Source organism: Flavobacterium bizetiae (assembly GCF_902804475.1).
Lineage (GTDB): Bacteria > Bacteroidota > Bacteroidia > Flavobacteriales > Flavobacteriaceae > Flavobacterium > Flavobacterium bizetiae.
The window spans coordinates 38,623-52,889 of record NZ_CADCSU010000105.1; the positions used below are offsets into that span (position 1 = coordinate 38,623).

Genomic DNA, 14,267 nt, shown 5'->3' on the forward strand with positions numbered 1-14,267 from the left:
CCGCCACAAAAGGATTTCCTCTTCTATCGGGGCTAGGGCAATCATTTTCATAATAAGATTTTCGTATTAGTTTGTCATTTCGATTCAAAATGAGACCCAAGCGATAGCGAATAGACGAAGTAAATCACATTCGCAATTCGACAAAAATTCATACGAATTTCAGCAAATTATTAATTCGTGCTAATTCGTGAAATTCGTGGCAAAAAAAACAATTCGTGGCAAAAAACGATTCGTGACGAAAACACACTAAATCAAAATTTTCTTGAAAGACTGTGCAATGCTTCTCCATAAAAAATTATAAAATGACTTTTCCTGAATTCGATCGAGTTCGACATCTGCCTTTTTGCTTTCGTCGCCTGAGTCATTCTTAAGCAATAAGTTAGCGACAGCCGTTTTAAGTTTGGCTTCTTTTTCGCGATCTTTTTTCTTAAATAATTTTACTTTTAAATCTTCATAATCAAGCGTTGCATTTCCCTTTGCAGTATTATCATTTCCGTAAAAATTAAAATGATATTTATTAAATTTTCCTGTAAATGTGGTATTGATATAAGGTTTTGTAAATCGCTCCATCGCCACGACATTAAAATTCGCGATCGTTCCCTGAATATGAAAACTGTCTTTGAGATCCAGAACATTAAAACTCCAATTGACATTAAGCGGAGATGCTTTCATGAAAACACAATTGACTTTGATTTTTACATCGGCCATTTTTTTGTGACCAAAACCACTTTTTAAGTTCGTGACCTGCATATTAAAACGATCGAAATTTAAAATTCCGGGACCTTTAGAGAAATCTATTTCTTCTTCATAAACCAGTTTCGATTTTAAAATTTGTATCGTATCTATTTCAAGCGGAAACTTAATTTTTCGCAATAAATGATTGTACAGATATTTTTTACTCAAATCATCTTTTGGCATTTTATTACGGTAAATATTGGCGTCAACATGATTGGCGATAAGAGAATTTGCTTTAAAGAAAAAACGATCGTCTTTAAAACCCCAATCCATTTTTTCGATGTGTGCCGAATCTAATTTGATAGTATAGATGTCTTTTTCTTTGTCTAATTTACTCACAAATACTTTTCGGCTAAATTCAGGTAAATACGTAAAGTTTTTAATTTTTAAGAAACTTCTTTCCGTACTTATTTGGCCAATATTCATGGCATAAAAAGCACTTGGTTTATAATATAAACTATCACAGACCAACACATATTTTTTAAAATGCATCGGAATTTTTTCTTTAAGCGTAGCATCAGTCAGTAAAATACCTTCAAGTTTTAAGATGATTTTTTTAACGCTCAAAATAGGTTTGTCGGTATCTAATGAAACCACATCTACCGTTCCGTCATTTAAATAAATATTCGAAACTGCCACAATTTTTCTAAAAGGTTCGATGATTTCATTCTTTATACTTTTGCTGTTATTCAGAAGTTTTTCTCCTTTTTTGTATAAAATCACGCGGGGTTTATTGATGATGATGCTTTCGGCCTGAATGATATCATTAAAAGCCAAATCCCAAATATTAAAATGTTTAATCGTGATCGATTCAATCTTAGAAAATAGTCCGTTTTTACTATCTTTTGGTTGATTTTTAGGACTTACCAATAATGTTGTCGCATTGATATTTCTCGAAATAAGCGAAACTTCGATTTTTTCGTAGTGAATGTTGTATGCCGTTTTATTTTTCTCGTTTACAATTTTGGGTAATTGTTTTTTTATCCAATAATTGAGACCAATATTGACTAAAATCACAAAAAGAAACAAAGAAATTACACCGATCGCTATTTTTTTATAGATTGACATTTATGGTATTGATTTTAAATACATAAATTTAGAGTTTTAAAAGCGATGTTTTTTACAGGATTCTATCTTAAAGTTACATCATTACCAAATCATTTTATCCTTATACTGTCTTGAATATGAGAAAAATTAAAAAAATTCTGCTGGTTTTATTCGTATTGATTGTTGTTCTTGGAATAGGTTTGTGTGCCTATATTTTTCATCTGAAACCCAAATATGAAGGTGAAGTTCAGCTGAAAAACCTTGACAAAGAAACCACGGTTTATTTTGATGATTTTGGAGTGCCTCATATTTATGCCAATTCTGAAAAAGATGCCATGACGGCTTTAGGCTATGTTCATGCGCAGGAACGTTTATGGCAAATGGAATTGCTTCGTCGTATTGCACCGGGAAGATTATCAGAAATCTTTGGATCTCTCGCGCTCAAAAATGATAAATTTTTCTCCGGAATAGGTATCGAAGAAGCTTCGGCGAAAGCCATTGCCAAATTAGATAAAAACAGTCAGAGTTATAAAATGACGTTGGCGTATTTAGATGGAATCAATCAGTATTTAGAAGAAGGAACAACGCCAATTGAGTTTACTTTGGTAGGCGTTAAAAAAGAAAAATTTACTATAAAAGACGTTTATAATATTTTTGGTTATATGTCTTTTAGTTTTGCGATGGCTCAAAAAACAGATCCTTTGCTAACCGATATTCGCAATAGATATGGTGCTGAATATTTGAAAGATTTAGGAATTGAAGGAGAATTTAATACGACTCAAATTAAAAGTTCTAAAGAGAATATCGAAGAATATACTACAATTGCAAAATCAGTAGCGGCTTTGTTGGATAATTCGCCAATTCCGCCTTTTGTGGGAAGTAATAGTTGGGTTGCAGGACCAAATAAAACGAAAAACGGAAAAGTAATTTTTGCTAATGATCCGCATATTGGATTTTCGCAACCGGCAACCTGGTACGAGGCGCATTTAATTACACCGGAATTTGAATTGTATGGCTGTTATCTGGCCGGAACTCCATATCCTTTATTGGCGCACAATCGTGATTATGCGTACGGATTAACGATGTTCGAAAATGATGATATCGATTTTTATCAGGAAAAGAATAAAGTTGGAGATTCGAATCTATATCAAACTCCAACGGGTTTTGCAGCTTACGAAACCAGAAAGAAAACGATAAAAGTAAAAGATACTTCGGATGTAGTATTGACAATTAAATCAAGCCGACACGGACCAATCATGAATGATTTATTAGATCGTCTGGATAGAAAAAATCCTATTGCAATGTCGTGGATTTATACCCAACAACCTATACAAATTTTAGATGCCGTTTACGGACTATCACATGCTAAAAGTAAAGACGATTTCAGGAAAGCAGTTCAGTTAGTTGCTGCGCCGGGATTGAATGTAATGTATGGCGATGCAAAAGGAAATGTAGCCTGGTGGGCAACGGGAACGCTTTACAAACATGACAAAGGAGTGAATTCATTTTTTATTTTGGACGGAGCCAGTGGTAAAGATGATATCAAAGAATATCTTGATTTTTCGAAAAATCCTTCCGCCGAAAATCCAAAATGGGGTTATGTATATTCCGCCAATAATCAGCCGGAAGCGATTGATGGATATTTGTATCCGGGATATTATTTACCGGAAGATCGCGCCAAAAGAATTTCAGCTTTAATGGATGCAAAGTCTGATTGGGACAAAGAAGCCATCAGTAAAATGATTTTTGATAATACTTCGCCAGTTTCGCCGGGAGTTGTTCAGCGTTTAATTTCGAATGTAAATACGGCTTCGCTTTCAGCAAAAGAAAAAGAAGTAATTGCAGCTTTGAAATCATGGAAAGGCACAAATAATCTTGAGGATGTTGCTCCAACGATTTACAACAAATGGATTTATTTATATCTTAAAAATACTTTTGAAGATGAAATGGGAGAGGATAATTTTAATTTATTCCTTGGATTATCTTTAGGAAAACAAGTTATAGCCAGACAAATTGAAAATGAAAATTCGGTTTGGTGGGATAATATCAAAACTAAAAATGTAAAAGAAACCAGAAAAGATATTGTTTCAAAATCATTTCAAGAATCTGTAAAAGCACTTCAGGAACAATTGGGCGATCAGGTTGCCGATTGGACTTGGGGGAAAGTTCATACCGTAGAACACGAGCATCCGTTAGGGAAAATTGCTGCTTTGCGAAAACTTTTTAATGTGGGACCTTTTGCCGCTCCGGGATCGAACGAGGTAATAAACAATCAATTCTTCGGACTTACGAATGAAGGGAAGTATTACACAAAAGGCGGTCCATCAACCCGAAGAGTAGTTGATTTTTCAGATATTGAAAATAGCTGGAGTATTTTGCCAACCGGACAATCCGGAAATCCTTTTAGTAAACATTACGACGATCAGGCAGAAATGTACAATGCAGGCGAATTCAGAAAAATGAAATTGAATAAAGACGAGATTATAAAAACGTCGACTAAACTGGTTTTTAAGCCGGTGAAGAAGTAATTTTTTGTTTCAGTTTGTGTTTTTTTACCGCAAAGGGCGCGAAGTTTTTTCGCAAAGATTCGCAAAGGTTTTTAGCCTTGTGATGGCTTTGCCATTAAGAACGCAAAGCTTTGTGTAAATCTGTGACTGTTCAGATCTTTGTCAAAGTTTTAAACTTTGACAAAGATTTCGTAAGCAAGAAAATTTTAAAAAACCTTAGAGCCTTAGCAACTTAGAACCTCAGAGCCTAAAAGAAACCTTTGTTCCTTTGAACCTAAAAAGCCTCAGAACCTCTACTTATATTTTCCCCTAACAATATCATTTGCAAAAATCTCCAGATTATAGCCCAGAGCATCATTGGTAATCATAACATTTGAGCTTTGGTAAGCGGTATCTTGTTTGTAGGTTTTTAGCAATGTTTCTAATTCTATTTCGTTATAAAACGCGAACATATTATAAACAGCATCCCTGAAGTTTTTATAATTGATTGTTTGGCTGATTTCGACAGTTTTCTGATCGTTCCATTTTTCTTTAAGGGCAGCTTCGTTTATGGTTTCTAAGCAAAAATCAATAACATAGTTTTTGTAATGTGCAGCTTCTACAATCTTATCAATTATAATTTTGTTTTGCTGAGTGGGCATTGGAACTGTTTTGGCAGCTGTTTGAGAATTACCAATGATTGGAATAAACAGGCATAGTAATGATACTAAAAGTTGCGTCTTTAATTTTTTCATAGGTTAAATAAATAATGGTTACAGCTTGTAAAAGCTGTAAATCAGGTTGATTTGGGTTTTTGAAATTGTTTTTTCGGGCAGCGCTAAAATAGTTTTTTTATGCTAAATATGGAATCGGAAATACACTTTTAAAATAAAAAAACTCTAATAATTTTGGCTTAAAACCAGAATTATTAGAGTTGGTAAGAGAAAGATTACCGCTATTGAGCGTTCGTCTTTTTTGAGTATTATTTTTTCAAAAGTCCTTCTAATGCTTTTTTGCCATCTTCATTTTTTGGATCAAGTTCTATAGATTTTTGATAGTTTGCAATGGCTAGTTTTTTGTTTCCGTCTTTTAAATAAGCTTCGCCCAAACTATCATAGGCATTGCCTGATTTTGGATATGTTTCGGCATTTATTCTGAAAACTTCTATAGCCTCTTTTGTTTTTCCGTTTTGAAGTAATTCATATCCAACCCGATTCATTTCTCCTTCAGCAATAGCATAAACAGGATCGTTCTTAAGTTTGTTATATGTATTTAAACCGCTCGTAACTCCTTGATCTGAGAATGCATCCAGTAATTCAAATGCTAGCGACATTTTAGGCGCTTTAAAAGACTGATTGTATAATATTGCACGAATAGACTGGCTGATTTCATTTAGTACCGTTCCGCCCGTATTATTGAGCAAAACGATGAGATTTTTATCTCCCGGAATTCGGTAAATTATAGTATTAAAACCATTTATTCCGCCTCCGTGTTCTATTACTTTTACTTTGCCTGTTGCTCCGTCAGCTTCTTCAATAAACCACCCGTAACCATAAGATCCTTTTCCGGCTTTGATATATGGAGTAAATAAAGATTCCATAGATTTCGACGAAAGCAATTTATTCGTATAAAGTGCCTGATCCCATAAATATAAATCTTCTACAGTTGAATATAAAGAACCCGCAGCATACGGAATACTCATATCGAGATAAGGAGCATTTCTGATTTTTTTACCTCTTTTTTCGTAACCTGCTGCTCTGTTTTTTAAAATCACTTCGCCATGGTCGTAACCTGAGTTCACCATCTTTAGCGGATCAAGAATAGTTTCCTGTAAATATTGCTCATATGATTTTCCAGAAACTTTTTCGATAATATACCCTAGTAAAAAATATCCTGAATTACTGTAATTGAATTTCTCGCCAGGCGTAAATTCAAGAGGTAAATTCGAGAATGTTTTTACGAATTCTTCAGGAGTATAAGGATTTCTGCTTTGGTCTTTAAAGAAATTAGGAAGCGAAGTATAATTTGGAATACCCGAAGTATGTGTAAGCAAATGATGTATGGTTATTTTATCGCCTGTTGCCTTTGGGTAATCGGGCAAATAAGTGGTAATAGGAACATCTAATTTTATTTTGCCTTCTTCGGCTAATTTTACAATCAGGAAAGCCGTAAATTGTTTGCTAATAGATCCTAATCTAAATTTAGTGTCCGTCTGATTCGGAATATTCCATTCCATATTGGCAGAACCAAAACCTTTTTTTAGAATTACTTTTCCGTTTTCAGCTACAAGAGCAGCGCCGTTAAATTGACCGTATTGATTGTACTTGCCAATGAGTTCTTCAATTTGTTTTGCTTTGTCTTGCGCAAAAGAAACATTGAAGACGAAAAACAGAAGCAACACGCTAAAAACAATTAGTTTGATTGATTTTTTCATAATGATGGATGAGTTAATTATGGTTAATGATCGATTTTGATTGATGATTGAAACTTTAATAATCACAGAGGATTACGATGACGTCTTTTGGTTAGACGACTGTTTTTGTATTAGGTTTCAGTATAAATCAAAATTTTTCATTTTTTCCAGAATTATGAAAATTAGAGCACAGACCAAAAATTACTTTTTGATAGGTCTATGCTCATAACTAACAATTCTTTTTAATTTCCAATCCTTGTCTTTTCGTTCCCAGATATGAATAAATTTTCCGGTTCCTTCAGGTTTTCCATCCACATAAAAAGTATGATCGCCTATTTGTACAGCACCAAAATCACCTAATTTGTCAATGATACAAGAATTTAATTTTCGGGTTAGTTTTTCAGGTCGGCTGCATTTTGAATCTAGTGATTTTATTTCATTTTCTTTTGAAACATTCAAACCAAAACGGTCGTCATAAAACTCGACATCATCGGCTATTATTTTTTTAAACTGTGAGGCATCACATTGGTTAAAAGCAACATCAAAAAGTAAACTATCCATTTTAAGAATTTCATTTCTGAGAACATCAGTCTTTAAAACTTCGCTATTAGTCTGGGCTACGGCTTGTTTGCTTAGAAAAAGAATAAAAAGCATTATTACATTTACCATGGGATTGATCGTTGTGTCTTTATTAGTTGCCATTTTACTTCGTTTCAATTTCAATTATTTTCTTTCCGTTCTCTCCCAAATAATGGTTTACTATCTTTTCGTAGATTTTGTAACCATCGTCAACATTAGTAAAAATAATCAGCCCTTGTTTTGTTTTTGGTAATAGTAAAACAATGGTTTGAACGCCTTGATCTGCTCCGCCATGTGATAGCGCATAATTGTCGTTTCCTAAATCGTATATTTCGAAACCAAGTCCAAAATATTTATTTTTCTTCGTCTCGACCTGATGCGAAATCATATCATCAAATACTTTTTTACTTAAGCCATCGCTATTCATTACGCTGCATAAAAATGTTCCGTAATCTTGCACTGTTGTTAATAAATCATCGGCAGCATTTGCGGTTTTATTTTTAGTAGGTTCGTAAGCATTTCCTTTATTGTCATATCCAATTGCTAATCTTGAAACATCGGTAATATCATTCCAGACAAATTTCGTATCCGTCATTTTTAGCGGTTTAAAAATCAATTCATCGGCTAATTGTGGTAATGTTTTGTTGAATTTCTTTTCCAGCGCTTTTCTCAAATATTCAAGTCCTTCTCCTGAATATTGATATTTTGTTCCGGGTTTAAATTTAAAATCAAGTTTACCGGATTCGTTCATAAATCTCCAGTTTGGGAAACCGGTTTGATGACTTAAAATAATTCTTGCCGTTAAAAGTTTAGTATTAGCATCTTTTGCAATATCCGGATCTGTCCAGTATTTATATAAAGGTTCGTCTAAATTCAGTTTTCCTGCACTTGCGAGTTTCAAAGCTACCATTGCCGTTACAGGTTTGGTTAACGAAGCAACATTCCAAATGGTGTTGTAAGGTGCTGTAACTCCTTTTTTAAGTTCGCCAAATACTTTTATTTGCTGCAATTTTCCGTTATTGATAATGCCAAGTCCAAGAGCTGGAACGTTATTTTGCTGTAACCATTTTTCAATTTCAGAATCATTATCAAAAATACTTGATTTCGTTCCTGCGGTATTGGTCTCCTGATGATCGTAACTAAAGGATCGTCTTAGTTTCCAGATTCCGTTTTCTAAAATCCAGACATGAGTAAATCTTGCCGTGCTGCCAAATTTGTCTTTTCCTTCCGGCGTAGATTCAAAAAACTGATGAATTCCAATTTGCAACGCGCCATATAAAACGCCATTTTTAGACAACGGATAAATTTCGGTGCTGCCTGGTACCAAATCTCTTCGCGCTTGATAGGTTTTGGTTGAACTGCATAAACCTTTTCTAATGTTTTTTAGAAATAAAGTTCTGTCTTGAATACTGTCTTTGTCATGATAGAATTCGAAATTGTTGCTTAGTAAATTTTCGAATTGTGATACATCGCAGGTATTAAACCCGATGTTAAACAAAAGACTGTCTTTTGACATAATGGCTTTGTACAGTTTAGAGTTTTTTTCTTCCTGAGAAAATCCAATATGGAATTGGAGCAGCAGTATTCCAACTAAAATTACTTTTAACTGGAAAAATGATTTGTTGATTTTCATTTTTGATTAATTTGATTGATTGATGATTTTGCAATAGTACAGCAAATAGTAACGACAAAATTGTACAAATGCGAATATTATCTTTTTTTAGAAAGAAAATAAGAATCAGAATTGAACATTTTTGGAGTGGTCTTCGTCACATCTTTAAACTTTTTTATAAAATGCGACTGGTCAAAATATTTATTATAAAGCGCAACATCCGTCAGTTTTAATTTTTCTAAATCAGAATGTACCATTTGGTCTACAGATTTTCTGAATTTTAAAATCTGAATATAATTTTTGATCGTAAGTCCGGTTGCAATTTTGAATTTAATTTGAAGCGATCTTTGCGAAGAATTTAATGTTTTTCCAATTTCCGAAACCGTGATTTCTTCATGGTGAAGTTTAATGAGTTCGCAGATTTTTTCAACTATGGTTTTAGTAGTATTTAAAACATTTAAATCTTCAAAATAAGAATTAATGGTGTTTAATAATGGCGAAATATCACTGTTTAAACCAACTTCGATTTTGTTTTGAAAAGGCAATTCGGCATCATCAATTTTGATAATGGCATCTGAAAAATTATTCAAATCATATTTTGGAAAAAACGAAAGTGTCCAGCTATGCAATTGAATAATGGTAACTTTAGTTTTAGGCTGAATATTAACCAAAACTTTATTAGTCATTTGCGAACAAAAGTAAAAACCTTCATTCATTGTGTATTTATTTTTGCTTGTATGAACTTCTATGGCATTTCCACTAACAATTGCCAGATTAAAACAACCATTGGGTAAAACAAGTTTATTCTCGATCAGGCTTTCGCCGATGCTGTTATCGAGACACCAAATTTTATTGACGAACCTTTCAGTTTTCGGACTTACGTAATGTTCGGAGTAGAGGTTCATTTTGAGTATAGTGTTTGCTTATTAAGCTTTTATTGTAGTTAAAATAATTTTGCTTCTCGGGTTAATTTCGTTTTGTCTAAATCAAATTGATTACTAAACCAATCAATTAATACATTTTCTATTTCGTTTTTATTAAAGGTGTTTTGGTTTCTTCTTGATTCGAGGTAATTCTTTCTGGTCATTTTTTTAACTATTTCTCTGATAGTTTTTAGACTTAACTCGGTTCCATTCTCGTGTGAGATTTTAAATCCGGTTATAGAAATCAAGATACCTAACAATCCGATTGGCAAAATAAAAAAAAGAGCAACAAAAGATATGGTGAATAAAGCAGAAAAGATTATAGATAACCAATGGTGAGGGCGTAAAATATTTAGTTTAAAACCCAAATAAGTTTCTAGTTTTTTAATATCTGTAATTCTTGTTTTGCGTGGGAAAAGATCAGTAAGTGGCTGATTTAAGGTTATGGTTCTTTTTTCAATATTTAAAATAATTGCAATTGCTTCACGAAGTTTATAAAAGGCTTGTTGATTAGTGCAATTACTGCAATTTTCAAGTTCTATTTTATTTGTAATATAATCGCAAAGTTGGCCAAATTTTGTAATATGAATTAATTCATTATTCAAAAAGTGAACCTTAAAGGACTTCTCAATTTCTTCAAGAAAACATTCGATTTCTTCTATGTCAATATTTGATAATTCACAATCTTTCATAAGATTAACGGTTTTCTTTTATCCAACGAAAATACAAATTAAAAACTTTGCAACTGTGCGTTTCTTTAGATTATATATTCTAGTGAAAATTGACTTTTCGATATTTCTAATAAATCATTAAAAACCAGAATTTGTTATGAAAACGAGACTTGCATGAGGGATTACTTCACATTATTTTATTGTCAGCGGAGTTCAGTGAATTGCATTTGAGGCGGTATCTCCCGATTTAGAAAAACAAGGCTTTTTAGCCGTAGTTTTTGTTAATTGGGAATAAAGCCGAAAGCCCGACCCGCTTTTTTCGGCGGGTCATGCCCAAATAATTATCACGAATTAGTCTAAATATTTGTTTTATTTTAAAGCTGTTGTGTATTTATTACTTATTTTTACGATCTTATATTTAGATTTTTCTTGATGCAAACTCCACTAAAAATTGCTGTTGTAGGTTCTGGATTGGTAGGATCACTATTGGCAATTTATCTCAAAAAAGCAGGTCACACCGTTCATGTTTATGATCGTAGTCCTGATATTCGCAAAATTAATTTTTCGGGTCGTTCTATCAATTTGGCCATGTCTAATCGTGGATGGAAAGCGCTTGATGGCGTTGGCGTTGGCGATTCGGTTCGTGAAATCGCGATTCCGATGGACAAACGCGCCATTCATTTGGTCGATAAACTCAATTTTCAGAACTACGGGCAGGAAGGCGAATCGATTTATTCGATTTCGCGCGGAACGCTGAACAGGAAAATGATCGACCTCGCGGAACAAGCTGGTGCCGAATTTTATTTTGACCAAAAAATCTGGGATGTTACGCTAAGTGATGCGACTTTGCATATTGGCGAAACCGAAAGAGGCGAGTGGGAGGAGATAAAATATGATATGGTTTTTGGTGCCGATGGTGCTTTTTCGAGAATTCGTCATAGAATGCAACGCCAGAGTATGTTTAATTATTCGCAGGAATTTTTGAACATGGGATATAAGGAATTGAATATTCCAGCAAATGCTGATGCGACTCATAAACTGGATAAGAATTCTTTTCATATCTGGCCTCGTGGAGAATATATGCTAATTGCGCTTCCTAATCTTGATGGAAGTTTTACGTGTACTTTATTTATGCCTTTCGAGGGTGAAAATTCGTTTGCAAGTCTTACTGATCGTAAAATGGTTGAGGATTTTTTTGAGAAAAACTTCCCGGATTCGATTGAAGTGATTCCGAAATTGGCTGAAGATTTCTTTAAAAATCCAACGAGTACTTTGGTAACCATGAAATGTTTCCCCTGGACTTATGAAGATAAAATTGCTTTAATTGGTGATGCTTGTCATGCCATTGTTCCGTTTTACGGACAAGGTATGAATGCGGGATTTGAAGATATCACGGTTTTATATGAAATGATTGAGCAATATGGTGATAACTGGAAGAAGATTTTCTCTGAGTATCAAATTTCCCGTAAGCCAAATGCTGATGCGATTGCGGAACTTTCGTATAGAAATTTCATGGAAATGAGTACAAAAACGGCTGATGAAAAATTCTTGCTGCAAAAGAAAATAGAAAAAGCATTCTCTGATAAACATCCTGACAAATGGATTCCGCTTTATAGTCGTGTTACCTTTAGTGATCGCCCGTATGCCGAGGCTTTGGCTATTGGTGATTTCCAGAACGGAATTATGGAAGAGGTTTTAAGAACAGAGAATATCGAAAATATCTGGAACACGCCCGAAATCGAAAATAAGATTTTGGAGTTGTTAGAAAATTCATAGTTTTTTGAACCATATAAGTTTTATAAGTTCATTTAATTTATAAATAGTAAACCCGACAGATTTTTGAAATGTGTCGGATTTTATTTGTTTGACAATAAGACGTTTAAACGAAAATAGCGATATAAGTTTGTTTAATTTATGCGCAAAACATTATATTGACTTAAATAACTTATATGGTTTAAATTTTATTTAGATCATTTCTTAAAAATTTTGGATAAAACGCCAAAAACACCACGAATAAAAGTAGCACTTGTGACTACTTTCAAAACTGATTTTGTAACAACTTCTGTAGTGCTTGGTTCAGCTTTTGATGATTTGGTTGGTGTTTGTTGTTCTTGTTGCGCGCTTGCTTGCTGAGCATCGGCAATTTTTTTGTTTAGAATTTCGTAGGCACTTTCGCTGTCAATTTCTTCGGCATATTTTTTAACCAGTTTCGATTTGCTATTGATGGTATTAATTTCGTCAGAAGTTAAAACATCCATTCGGCTCATTGGGGCACGCATCATTGTGGCAACAAGTGGCGTTGGAATCCCTTTTTCGTTTAAGGCTGTAACCAAAGCTTCACCAATTCCCAGACTTGTTAATAATTCATCTGTTTTGTAATATTGAGAAGTAGGATAATTATCGGCTGTTTTCTTGATCGCCTGACGGTCATTTGCTGTAAAAGCTCTTAAAGCATGCTGAATTTTTAATCCTAATTGCGCCAAAACGCCACTTGGGACATCCATAGGATTTTGGGTTACAAAATAGATGCCAACACCTTTCGAACGAATCAGTTTTATAATGGTTTCAATTTGTTCTAGCAAAACTTTGCTGGCTTCATTAAAAATTAAATGCGCTTCATCTATAAAAATAACTAATTCAGGTTGAGATACATCTCCTTTTTCAGGCATTTTTTGATAAATTTCGGCCAATAAACTCAACATAAATGTCGAGAATAATTTTGGTTTATCCTGAATATCAGTTAAGCGAATGATATTTACATATCCTTTTCCGTTTTCATCAATTCGCATCAAATCTTCAATGTCAAAAGACAATTCACCAAAGAATATATCACCGCCTTGTTGTTCTAATTCTATTATTTTTCTCAGAATAGTTCCCGTAGTAGCGGTCGAAATTTTGCCATAATTGGCAGAGATTTCTTCTTTTCCTTCTTCAGTAATATAATTAATAACCTTTTTGATGTCTTTTAAATCAAGTAAAGGCATGTTGTTGTCGTTGCAATATTTAAAAATAACAGCAACAACGCCAGCCTGAGTATCGTTTAAATCTAAAATTCGCGAAAACAAAACAGGACCAAATTCAGATACGGTAGCTCTTAAACGAACTCCGTTTTGTTTGGATAAAGACATTAGTTCTACCGGAAATGAAGCAACGTTATATGGGATGTTTATTTTGGCATGTCTTTCAGTAATAAAACCCTCTTCTTTACCTTCTTCTGCAATTCCGCTAAAATCCCCTTTTATATCCATCATTAAAACAGGAATTCCGGCATTTGACAATTGTTCAGAAAAAACCTGGATCGTTTTTGTTTTACCGGTTCCGGTAGCGCCGGCTATTAATCCGTGGCGGTTTAAGGTTTTTAAAGGAATTTTGACATGAGCTTCGGCAAGCGGTTCTCCGTCAAGAATGGCTCCGCCTAAAGTTATACTGTCGCCTTTAGAGGAATAACCATTGTTTATTTCCTGAATGAAATTGTCCTTTTTATTCATGTTTTTATTGTAATTTAGATGATTATAAGAGTATTGCTTGGTTTTTTAACATTTTGCGTTCGTTTTTTTTAGTAAGAAAAAGCTTTTATGGGCTGAAAATTATATAAAAAATAATTTCGCAACTTTTTAAGAAGATATCAAAAGAATGTTTGAATATTTACTAAAACGTTGTAATTTTCCCATTAATAGCCCTTTTTTTTGTTTTATCTAAAAAATGACGCCGGCAATTTAATGAGATATTTTTTAAATTGACGTTAAATTTGCTTCAATTAAATTAAAAAAAGTTTTTTTATTTAAACTAAACGTATAAATT

At 33.5% G+C, this 14,267-nt stretch carries 10 protein-coding genes; 2 read left to right on the top strand and 8 right to left on the bottom strand.

The features are described 5' to 3' along the window. Positions 1-246: 246 nt before the first annotated feature. On the bottom strand, positions 247-1,803 hold the full coding sequence (locus tag FLACOL7796_RS14305) for a hypothetical protein (protein WP_173971443.1): 1,557 nt from the start codon (positions 1,801-1,803) through the stop codon (positions 247-249). A gap of 116 nt (positions 1,804-1,919) precedes the next feature. Here FLACOL7796_RS14305 and FLACOL7796_RS14310 point away from each other — a divergent pair, with 116 nt between their 5' ends. Further along, positions 1,920-4,310, top strand: coding sequence for a penicillin acylase family protein (locus FLACOL7796_RS14310; protein ID WP_173971444.1), 2,391 nt, complete (start codon positions 1,920-1,922; stop codon positions 4,308-4,310). Between the two features lie 272 nt (positions 4,311-4,582). Here the strand turns inward: FLACOL7796_RS14310 and FLACOL7796_RS14315 are convergent, their stop codons facing one another. The 6 genes from FLACOL7796_RS14315 to FLACOL7796_RS14340 form a co-directional block, all read right to left on the bottom strand. Beyond that, positions 4,583-5,023 (bottom strand): hypothetical protein, encoded by a 441-nt coding sequence (locus FLACOL7796_RS14315; protein ID WP_173971445.1) that lies wholly within the window; start codon positions 5,021-5,023, stop codon positions 4,583-4,585. A 227-nt stretch (positions 5,024-5,250) separates the two neighbouring features. After that, positions 5,251-6,702: a serine hydrolase gene (locus FLACOL7796_RS14320; RefSeq protein WP_173971446.1), complete on the bottom strand. Its 1,452-nt coding sequence runs from the start codon at positions 6,700-6,702 to the stop codon at positions 5,251-5,253. A 180-nt stretch (positions 6,703-6,882) separates the two neighbouring features. Then, positions 6,883-7,383 (bottom strand): nuclear transport factor 2 family protein, encoded by a 501-nt coding sequence (locus FLACOL7796_RS14325; RefSeq protein WP_173971447.1) that lies wholly within the window; start codon positions 7,381-7,383, stop codon positions 6,883-6,885. A gap of 1 nt (position 7,384) precedes the next feature. Further along, on the bottom strand, positions 7,385-8,893 hold the full coding sequence (locus FLACOL7796_RS14330; RefSeq protein WP_173971448.1) for a serine hydrolase: 1,509 nt from the start codon (positions 8,891-8,893) through the stop codon (positions 7,385-7,387). A 77-nt stretch (positions 8,894-8,970) separates the two neighbouring features. Then, positions 8,971-9,777, bottom strand: a complete 807-nt coding sequence (locus FLACOL7796_RS14335; RefSeq protein ID WP_173971449.1) for a helix-turn-helix domain-containing protein — start codon at positions 9,775-9,777, stop codon at positions 8,971-8,973. Positions 9,778-9,815: 38 nt separating this feature from the next. Further along, complete coding sequence (locus tag FLACOL7796_RS14340; protein WP_173971450.1) at positions 9,816-10,487, bottom strand: hypothetical protein; 672 nt, start codon at positions 10,485-10,487, stop codon at positions 9,816-9,818. A 411-nt stretch (positions 10,488-10,898) separates the two neighbouring features. Between FLACOL7796_RS14340 and FLACOL7796_RS14345 the strand changes: the two genes are divergently transcribed. Then, positions 10,899-12,242 (top strand): FAD-dependent oxidoreductase, encoded by a 1,344-nt coding sequence (locus tag FLACOL7796_RS14345; RefSeq protein ID WP_173971451.1) that lies wholly within the window; start codon positions 10,899-10,901, stop codon positions 12,240-12,242. 194 nt (positions 12,243-12,436) lie between these two features. Here FLACOL7796_RS14345 and FLACOL7796_RS14350 read toward each other — a convergent pair whose 3' ends face one another. Continuing rightward, positions 12,437-13,954, bottom strand: coding sequence for a helicase HerA-like domain-containing protein (locus FLACOL7796_RS14350; RefSeq protein WP_173971452.1), 1,518 nt, complete (start codon positions 13,952-13,954; stop codon positions 12,437-12,439). Positions 13,955-14,267 lie beyond the last annotated feature (313 nt).

Bases quoted from the DNA above. Each gene is read 5' to 3' on its own strand.
- FLACOL7796_RS14305 (WP_173971443.1), bottom strand. From the start codon at position 1,803: ATGTCAATCTATAAAAAAATAGCGATCGGTGTAATTTCTTTGTTTCTT.
- FLACOL7796_RS14310 (WP_173971444.1), top strand. From the start codon at position 1,920: ATGAGAAAAATTAAAAAAATTCTGCTGGTTTTATTCGTATTGATTGTT.
- FLACOL7796_RS14315 (WP_173971445.1), bottom strand. From the start codon at position 5,023: ATGAAAAAATTAAAGACGCAACTTTTAGTATCATTACTATGCCTGTTT.
- FLACOL7796_RS14320 (WP_173971446.1), bottom strand. From the start codon at position 6,702: ATGAAAAAATCAATCAAACTAATTGTTTTTAGCGTGTTGCTTCTGTTT.
- FLACOL7796_RS14325 (WP_173971447.1), bottom strand. From the start codon at position 7,383: ATGGCAACTAATAAAGACACAACGATCAATCCCATGGTAAATGTAATA.
- FLACOL7796_RS14330 (WP_173971448.1), bottom strand. From the start codon at position 8,893: ATGAAAATCAACAAATCATTTTTCCAGTTAAAAGTAATTTTAGTTGGA.
- FLACOL7796_RS14335 (WP_173971449.1), bottom strand. From the start codon at position 9,777: ATGAACCTCTACTCCGAACATTACGTAAGTCCGAAAACTGAAAGGTTC.
- FLACOL7796_RS14340 (WP_173971450.1), bottom strand. From the start codon at position 10,487: ATGAAAGATTGTGAATTATCAAATATTGACATAGAAGAAATCGAATGT.
- FLACOL7796_RS14345 (WP_173971451.1), top strand. From the start codon at position 10,899: ATGCAAACTCCACTAAAAATTGCTGTTGTAGGTTCTGGATTGGTAGGA.
- FLACOL7796_RS14350 (WP_173971452.1), bottom strand. From the start codon at position 13,954: ATGAATAAAAAGGACAATTTCATTCAGGAAATAAACAATGGTTATTCC.